The sequence below is a fragment of the Arcobacter sp. CECT 8989 genome (assembly GCF_004116715.1).
Taxonomy (GTDB): Bacteria; Campylobacterota; Campylobacteria; order Campylobacterales; family Arcobacteraceae; genus Halarcobacter.
In genome coordinates this window covers 213421-221560 of the sequence record NZ_PDKE01000004.1, presented here as the reverse complement: position 1 = coordinate 221560, position 8140 = coordinate 213421, and the positions used below count along the sequence as shown (strand labels likewise).

Genomic DNA, 8140 nt, shown 5'->3' with positions numbered 1-8140 from the left:
TGTAAAAGCATAAGCTTTGTTATTAAAATAGACAAGGATATATTTACAATATATTCTTGTTTGTTGTAATTTCATATTCGGTTTATAAAAGTTATTTACAAACCTTCTAAATTTTAAAAGATCTCCCATTCCTTCGCAACTCTTTCAACCATTTTTGATGTCGTTCCTCTGAAATTGGACGGGAATTATAATAGATTTTTCTCCTCTTGTCAAGGGTTTTCTCTTAATTGAAGCTTAAATTTTGAAAGTTTTCGATGTTTTTGGTTTTTTTACTTATTTATTTCTATAAAAGCCGTATTTGGCTCTATTTTTATAGTTTTCTTTTGACCTAATTTATTTATTAATTCTATATAACAACTATTTTTAATCTCATAATCTTCACTTCTATTCTCATATGTTGATAGTTTGCTATATACTTTTCCATCATTTCCAAAAGATAATTGTCCTAATCCTTTTGTACTATTACAAGTGATATTTGTATCTACAATATCAAACTCTTTTGTTAATAATACATATTTACTTCTATTTTCATCATATTCACAACTATTACTTGAATAAACTCTTTTTTTTGTAAGTGGATCTAATAAACTTTCATTTTCATTTGGATGTCCCTTTTTATTTTCATCACTATATATTACATAGTATATTCCTTTATCATTTGCACAATTGAAAAATTTAAAAGTCCATCTCTTTCTAAACCATAAGGAATCTTCTTTATTTTCTTTGTTATCTATTAAAGCTTGATATCTTGTTTGCTTTAAATACAGTTCTATTCTATTTGTAGCATCTAATAGTTTGTTTTCATATGGTTTAAAATAAAAAGTAGTTATAACTAAAGAGAGAATAAAAAGAACTAGAATTAGTTCAAGGATTGAAAAGCTATTTTTCATTTTCTTTTATTATATATGTACTATATAATGTTTTATTAAAATATTTTACATCTATTTTATAATCATAGAAAAATTGTTCTTTCGTAGTAATGTAATATTTTTTTCCAGACTCTATTCCATAAAACCTTAGTCTTAATAATAGTTTTTCATCTTCTGAACTAATATAGTTAATATTTCTCTTTTTTAACTCTATTGCAATATCTTCCACAAAATCATATTTATAAGCAAAATGTTTTTTAGGTTCACTTACTAATAAATATAAAGGTTTATTAAATAGTGTTAAAAATACACTTAATAAAAGAACTACTAATGTGGCAATAGTTATATTATAATGTTTCTTTCTAAATCTTGGTAGCCTAATTCTAATACTGTTAAAAAATAGTCTTACCATATAAGGTAAAAAGATAACAACAAAAGGTGCATAGTCTTCTATATATATTCTTTGTCTAAATGATATTAATAAAGAGAAGAATAAAGAGGTCATAGATACATACCACGTAAGTGTTTTGTTCTCTTTTATTCCTATTCTATATATTGAGTAAAAAAAGTATATAAATAATAAAGGTGAAAAGATAGATGCATAAATAGCAAAAGTATCTATTAAGAAACCTTTGGGTTTCCCTCCACTATCAAATCCATATATTCCCATTGAAATACCAAATAGAACTAATGAAACTACAAGTAAATTTGTATCTCTTTTTTTAAGGGAATAAAAGAATAGTGCTAGAAAAAATATAGCAAATGAATTATCTAAAAATAAAAACAATACCAATAATATATAGGAGTGTTTACTTGTTACTTTGAATATGAATATATATAAAAGAGTAAAAAAAGTAACTATAATAGCACTATTTACAAGTATTGAGGCACTTAAAAGTCCTGGTAAAATAGAAAAGATAGCTAAATTTATATATCTATCAGACTCTTTTTTAAAAAAGTCTTCTGTTAATTTATACATTAAAAAAACAGAAAGAATATAAAAAAGTAAAAAAGGAAATCTCAGACCAAAGTCATTTTGACCTAAGATAATAGTTGAGGCATTTGTAATAATACTCAATAAAGAGTTATTAATAAAAAAGTTTAAAGCCTCTTTGTATGAAATACTAAGGTTAAGAATATTGTAAACTAGTGCAGATAAAACTACAAAAAAGAATAGTAAGAATAAATATTTATATGCACTAGCTACTGTTTTCATATCTTCAAGAAGTTATCAATAATCTTATGTCCATATTCACTCATAATTGATTCTGGGTGAAACTGAACTCCATAAATATTTTTGTCTTTAATCTCTAAAGACATAATTTCATTATCATCTGTACTATATGATGTAGGAATCACCTCAGCTGGTAAAGTTTCCTTTTCAACAGTTAAAGAGTGATATCTAGTTTGTGTAAATTCACTTGGTAATTCGTTAAAAATCTTTGTATCTTTTTCAATTTTAATATTTGAAGTTTTACCATGCATCATATTTTTTGCTCTTATAACCTTTGCGCCAAATACTTGAGCAATACTTTGGTGACCTAAACAAATACCCAAAATTGGTTTTTTATCAGCAAAATATTCTATTGCTTCTAAACAAACACCTGCATCATCAGGAGTTGCTGGTCCTGGAGAGATTATAATTTTTTCAGGATTTAATTTTTCTATTTCTTCTACACTTAACTCATCATTTCTAATTACTTTTAAGTCTGCTCCTAACTCTAAGCAGTACTGAACAATATTGTATGTGAATGAATCGTAATTATCGATCATTAAAATCATTAACTTTCTCCTATTTTTAGAACATGTATTATAGCAACAAATATATTAAATCCATATGGATTATATTTTATATTATTTAGATATACTTTTTTCATGAATATCTACAAAATATTTTTACTAATATCTTTACTTTTTAATACTTTAGTACTTCAAGCAAAAGAAGAAAAAATTTCAATTCAATTGGATTGGTTACATCAGTTTCAATTTGCAGGTTATTATATAGCAAAAGAAAAGGGTTACTTCAAAGAAGAAAACTTAGATGTGATAATTAAAGAGTTTGACTTCGATGTAGATTTAGTAAATGGAGTATTAAACTCTAAAGCTAGTTATGCTGTAGGGAAATCATCTTTAATAATTGATAGACTAGAAGGCAAAAAAGTAGTTCTTTTAGCCGCTATTTATCAAAACTCACCAATGGTCTTAATATCACTTAACAATTCAAATATTAAAAAAATTAAAGACTTAAAAAATAAAAAAGTTATGCTAACCCCTGATGCTAGGTCAGCTGCTGCTATTAACTCTATGATTATATCTCAAGGTTTAAATTTAAAAGATATAAACTTTCAACAACACTCTTTTAAACTTGAAGACTTAATAAGTGGTAAAACTGACGCTATGGGATGTTATTTATCTAATGAACCTTATATTTTAGACTCTAAAAATATAGAGTTTAAAATTCACAATCCAAGTGAATATGGCTTTGAGTTTTATGGAGGTCTTTTTTTCACTTCACAAGAAGAGTTAAGACAAAATCCAATTAGAGTTAGAAAAATGCATAGAGCTGTTTTAAAAGGTTGGAAATATGCTTTTGAAAATATTGATGAAACAGTAAAAATTATCTATGAGAAATATAATACACAAAACAAATCTCTTGAAGCTTTAAAATATGAAGCTAAAATCTTAAAAGAACTTGCGCAGTTTGAAGAAGGAAACTTAGGAAATATTGATTATAAAAAAGTTGAAGAGATAAAAAGACTTTATTTATTACTTGGATTAAGTGATAGTGCAATAAATTTTAAACTCGAAGATATAATTTACAATCCTAAAAAAATAAACTTAACTCAAGAAGAAAAAAAATATATTAGAAATTATCAAATAAATCTTATTTCAAACTCTAACTTTCCACCTTTTACAATTGAAACAGATAATAAACTTTCAGGAATAGAGATTGATTATTGGAACCTTGTAAGAAAAAAACTAAATCTAATCTCGGCAATTGAAGTAATCAACAATAATCAAGAAGCAAATGAAAAGATAAATACAAATGCAAATAATTTAAAATATGCATTTGGAACTGTAGATTATGAAAATATAAACTCAAACATGAGTATGAGTGTAGATAAAATTAAACTTGCACTAACTACTTTAGTAGATAAACCATATACAACATCAATAACAGAATTAGCAAATAAAAAGATTGCTATTACAAAATATGCTTCATATTATAAAGATTTAAAAAAGAAATACCCAAAAATTAACTTTGTAGAAACAGCTAGTATAAATGAGTCTTTTGACTTACTTCAAAAAAATAAGGTTTATGGGATTTTAGGTAAACTTCCTGCTTTATCATATAATATCACTAAAAAAACAATCTCAAATGCTAAAATTTCTGGGATTTATAATGAAAATTATGAACTTAAACTTCATGTAAATAAAGAAAACAAAGTTCTTCTTAATATATTAAATAAAGCAATCTCTACAATTACTGATGAAGAGAGAAAACTTATTCGAGATAAATATAACTCTATTATCTATGAACCAGAAAAAGATTACTCATGGGTTTATAAAATAATTGCCTTTCTTTCTGTTCTAATTATTATAGTTGTAATTAACAATAGAAAACTAAATAAAGAGATAAAAAAAAGAAAACTTGCTGAAGAAGAGTTAAGTAAAATAGCTCATATTGATGGCTTAACAAATGCCTTTAGTAGAAGAAAGATTGAATCTATTTTAGAATTAGAGCTAAAAGAAAAGCGATATAATAGAGGTTTATCTTTGATTTTCTTTGATGTAGATAACTTTAAATTAATCAATGACCAACTTGGACATTCAACTGGTGATAATGTTTTAGAGAAAATATCTTCTTTAGTAAATAATACAATGAGAAAGACTGACTTTTTTGGAAGATGGGGAGGAGAAGAGTTTATTATTATCCTACCTGAAACAAATAAGGTACAAGCAAAAAATATTGCATACTTACTAAAAGAGAAAATTGCAAACTTTGATTTTGAAATAGATAGAAAAGTTACTTGTAGTTTTGGAGTATCTCAATTTGAAGAGACAGATTGTGCAGACTCTTTATTAACAAGAGCTGATAATGCAATGTATTATGTAAAAAGAAACGGAAAAGATGAAGTTAAAGTAGTTTAAACTACTTTAACTTTTATAATTGAAACTTCTTTATAAACTCATCTGAAATATCTAAAATACCTCTTTGTCTTAAACTATCAATTACTTCTTTCGAACAATCAACATCATCAGGCCATCTTCTTTTGAAGTTATCATAGTCATTTTTATTTGTTGCATCTAAACAAATAGTATTATCTTCAATATATAAATCTCTATTTGAATCTATATTATTTGTAACTCTCCAAACTAACATATATGGATTATTTACATCATTTTGGTTTGCATCATCAATTATGATTAATATTTTTATATTTTTATATAAAGGTTTTAATAATTCAAAAATCTCTTTTTGATTTCTTTTCTTATTAACAGCTACAACAGTTACAGGATTTTTTGTATGAGTATAGTATTGTTTTAATTGTTTAACTTCATCTGTAAGTTCATTTACTTTCTTTAAAAGTTCATCATCACTTAATAAAGTAATTCCAAGCTCTTTTACTTCTTCACCTGTACAATCAAGACCAAGTTTTCCACCCACTGCAAACTTAGGACTTGTATGATCCAACGCATCAATAACTCCCTTTGATACAAGGAATTCTTCAATATCAATTCTATTTAGTATATGCTCAGTAATTGCATCAAAATTTTCTAAATCAGGTGCATCTTCATTTACAAAAATTGCATGTTTTACAAATGACATTTGCCCTACTCCCCAGAAAGCATGCATCATTTGACTTGCGTGTCCAGGGTAAAGTGTTTTGATTTTTGCTAAAATTAGGTTGTGGAAAACTCCATTTTCTGGCATACAATAATCAATTAAATCAGGAGCAGTTGTTTTAAGTAATGGTAAGAAAATTCTCTCTGTTGCATATCCCATATACTTATCTTCTAATGGTGGTTTCCCAACTACTGTTGCTAAATATGTAGGTTCTTTTTTATGAGTAATTGCAGTTACTTCCATAAATGGATACTCTTCTTCTAAAGTATAATATCCAGTATGATCTCCAAATGGTCCTTCAATTTTCATTTTGCTTGTGTCAACAAAACCTTCTATTACAAAGTCATTGTCTTTTGGTACATAAATATCATTTGTAATTGATTTTACTAGTTGTGCATTTTTATTTTTTACAAAACCATATAACATTAATTCAAATACACCAATAGGTAATGGAGCTTGTCCACACCAAATATACATCGGATCTCCACCTATTCCAATTGAAACAGGCATTTTCTTTCCAGCTTTTTTATATTCATGGAAGAAATGATTCGAATCTTTATGAATCTGCCAGTGCATCCCTAATGTATTATCATCATATACTTGAAGTCTATACATACCAACATTTTTCATTTCACCATCTAAAGATGTAGTATAAACTTGTCCCATTGTAATAAAAGGACCACCATCTTGTTCCCATGTAGTTAAAATAGGAAGGTCTGAAAGTTTTGCTTCACTTCCAAGTTTTATTAATTCTTGGCACTCACCTTTTCCCCTATTCTTTTTAGGAATTGTATTTTTAAGTGCAAATAGTTTTCCAAAAGTAGAAAGTTTTTCACTTAATGTTGTAGGTGGCTTCATTTTTAATAAAGATTCAATCTCTTTTCCAATCTTATCTCCATCTCCAATGAAAAGTTTTACCGCTTTTTCATTACAGAATACATTCATTAACACTGGAATATCAAATTTTTTATTGTTTTTTCTATCTACAACATTTGTAAATAATAATGCCTTAGAGTCTTCTTTTTTTACTTCAACATAAGCGATGTGTGGTATCTCTAAATATATATCCAACTCATCATCAATGATTCTTAAAAGATCATTCTTTTTTAAAATTTCAATAGCTTCTTTCATTTCTTCCTCATAGTAAACTAATTGTTAGTATAAGTTTTATATCATTTTATCATTAAAAAATAGTTTATAGTAGAGGTAATATATATGTTTGATGAGATAGTAAATAGAAAAGGAACATCTTGTGCTAAATATGATGCACTAGAAACATACTTTGGATATTCTGATTTACAACCACTTTGGGTAGCTGATATGGATTTTAAAACTCCTGATGTAATAAATGATGCAATCATTAAAAGAGCAACTCATGGAGTATATGGATATGCAAAACCTACTACAAAAACTTATAACCTTGTAAAAGAGTGGATGAAAAAAAGACATAATTGGGAAATTGATACATCATGGGTATCTTTTTGTAATGGAGTAGTTCCAGCATATAGTGCTGCTATTGAAGCCTTTAGTGAGGAAGGTGATGAGATTATTGTTCAAACTCCTGTTTATTTTCCACTATTTAACTCAGTTAAACACAATAATAGAAAAGTAGTTAGAAATTCACTTAAAGAAGAAAATGGCTACTACACTATGGATTTAGAAGATTTAAAAAGTAAGATTACTTCTAAATCCAAAATCTTAGTTTTATGTTCACCTCATAATCCAGTGGGAAGAGTTTGGAGTAAAGAAGAGCTGGAAGAATTAGCTAAAATTTGTATAGAACATAATCTTCTAATAATAAGTGATGAAATCCATGCTGATTTAGTATTTAAAAAATTTACTCCTATGGCTTCCTTATCAAAGGAAATTTCAAATATTACTTTAACTTTAAACTCTGCTGGAAAAACATTTAATATTGCTGGATTAAATTGTTCATATTCAATCAGTGAAAATAAAGAAATAAAAGAAAAATTTGATAAAGAACTTGCAAAAAGAGAAATTGCTTCAGTAAATGTATTTGGATATACAGCATTAGAAGCTGCTTATGAATTTGGTGAAGAATGGTTAGAAGAGTTAAAAAAATATCTAAAAAAGAATATTGAATTTACTAAAGAATATTTAGCAAAAAGTAACTCAAAAGTACAATTCTTGGAGCCAGAAGCAACATATTTGTTATGGCTAAACTTTAAAAATACAGAGCTAAAACATAAGGAAATAAAAAATATGTTATTCGAAAAATCGAAGGTAGCACTTAATGATGGGCGAAGCTTTGGAGTTGAAGGAGACTCGTATTTTAGGCTAAACTGCGCACTTCCAACATCACAGCTTGAAGAGGGACTGGGTAAAATAGTTACATATTTTTAGCCCTGTTCCCCCCTTAGTATTACAAATCTTCTCACTAAATTCTAAACTTCTAAGAATT

The 8140-nt window shown here is 26.7% G+C and carries 6 protein-coding genes; 2 read left to right on the top strand and 4 right to left on the bottom strand.

Annotation, left to right across the window (positions count from 1 at the left end):
- Positions 1-269 precede the first annotated feature (269 nt).
- From CRV02_RS05905 to CRV02_RS05895, 3 genes are read right to left on the bottom strand one after another with little or no spacing between them, the layout of a single operon-like run.
- Positions 270-890: a type II secretion system protein gene (locus CRV02_RS05905; RefSeq protein WP_129089546.1), complete on the bottom strand. Its 621-nt coding sequence runs from the start codon at positions 888-890 to the stop codon at positions 270-272.
- On the bottom strand, positions 880-2085 hold the full coding sequence (locus CRV02_RS05900) for a glycosyltransferase family 39 protein (protein ID WP_129089545.1): 1206 nt from the start codon (positions 2083-2085) through the stop codon (positions 880-882). Before CRV02_RS05900 ends, CRV02_RS05905 begins: the two co-directional genes overlap by 11 nt.
- On the bottom strand, positions 2082-2651 hold the full coding sequence (locus tag CRV02_RS05895) for an aminodeoxychorismate/anthranilate synthase component II (protein WP_129089544.1): 570 nt from the start codon (positions 2649-2651) through the stop codon (positions 2082-2084). The genes CRV02_RS05900 and CRV02_RS05895 overlap by 4 nt, the downstream gene beginning before the upstream one ends.
- A gap of 93 nt (positions 2652-2744) precedes the next feature.
- Between CRV02_RS05895 and CRV02_RS05890 the strand changes: the two genes are divergently transcribed.
- A complete protein-coding gene (locus CRV02_RS05890; protein WP_129089543.1) occupies positions 2745-5021 on the top strand; it encodes an ABC transporter substrate-binding protein in 2277 nt (758 codons plus the stop codon).
- A gap of 13 nt (positions 5022-5034) precedes the next feature.
- Here CRV02_RS05890 and CRV02_RS05885 read toward each other — a convergent pair whose 3' ends face one another.
- A complete protein-coding gene (locus CRV02_RS05885) occupies positions 5035-6849 on the bottom strand; it encodes a menaquinone biosynthesis decarboxylase (protein WP_129089542.1) in 1815 nt (604 codons plus the stop codon).
- 84 nt (positions 6850-6933) lie between these two features.
- On the opposite strand from CRV02_RS05885, the gene CRV02_RS05880 reads away from it, so the two are divergent.
- The gene (locus CRV02_RS05880) at positions 6934-8082 is read left to right on the top strand and encodes a MalY/PatB family protein (protein WP_129089541.1); all 1149 of its coding nucleotides are present in this window, start codon (positions 6934-6936) and stop codon (positions 8080-8082) included.
- The last annotated feature ends 58 nt before the right edge of the window (positions 8083-8140 follow it).

What these genes read in the sequence shown, in the direction of transcription:
- CRV02_RS05900 (WP_129089545.1), bottom strand. Translation starts at nt 2,085, where the DNA reads ATGAAAACAGTAGCTAGTGCATATAAATATTTATTCTTACTATTCTTT.
- CRV02_RS05885 (WP_129089542.1), bottom strand. Translation starts at nt 6,849, where the DNA reads ATGAAAGAAGCTATTGAAATTTTAAAAAAGAATGATCTTTTAAGAATC.
- CRV02_RS05890 (WP_129089543.1), top strand. Translation starts at nt 2,745, where the DNA reads ATGAATATCTACAAAATATTTTTACTAATATCTTTACTTTTTAATACT.
- CRV02_RS05895 (WP_129089544.1), bottom strand. Translation starts at nt 2,651, where the DNA reads ATGATTTTAATGATCGATAATTACGATTCATTCACATACAATATTGTT.
- CRV02_RS05880 (WP_129089541.1), top strand. Translation starts at nt 6,934, where the DNA reads ATGTTTGATGAGATAGTAAATAGAAAAGGAACATCTTGTGCTAAATAT.
- CRV02_RS05905 (WP_129089546.1), bottom strand. Translation starts at nt 890, where the DNA reads ATGAAAAATAGCTTTTCAATCCTTGAACTAATTCTAGTTCTTTTTATT.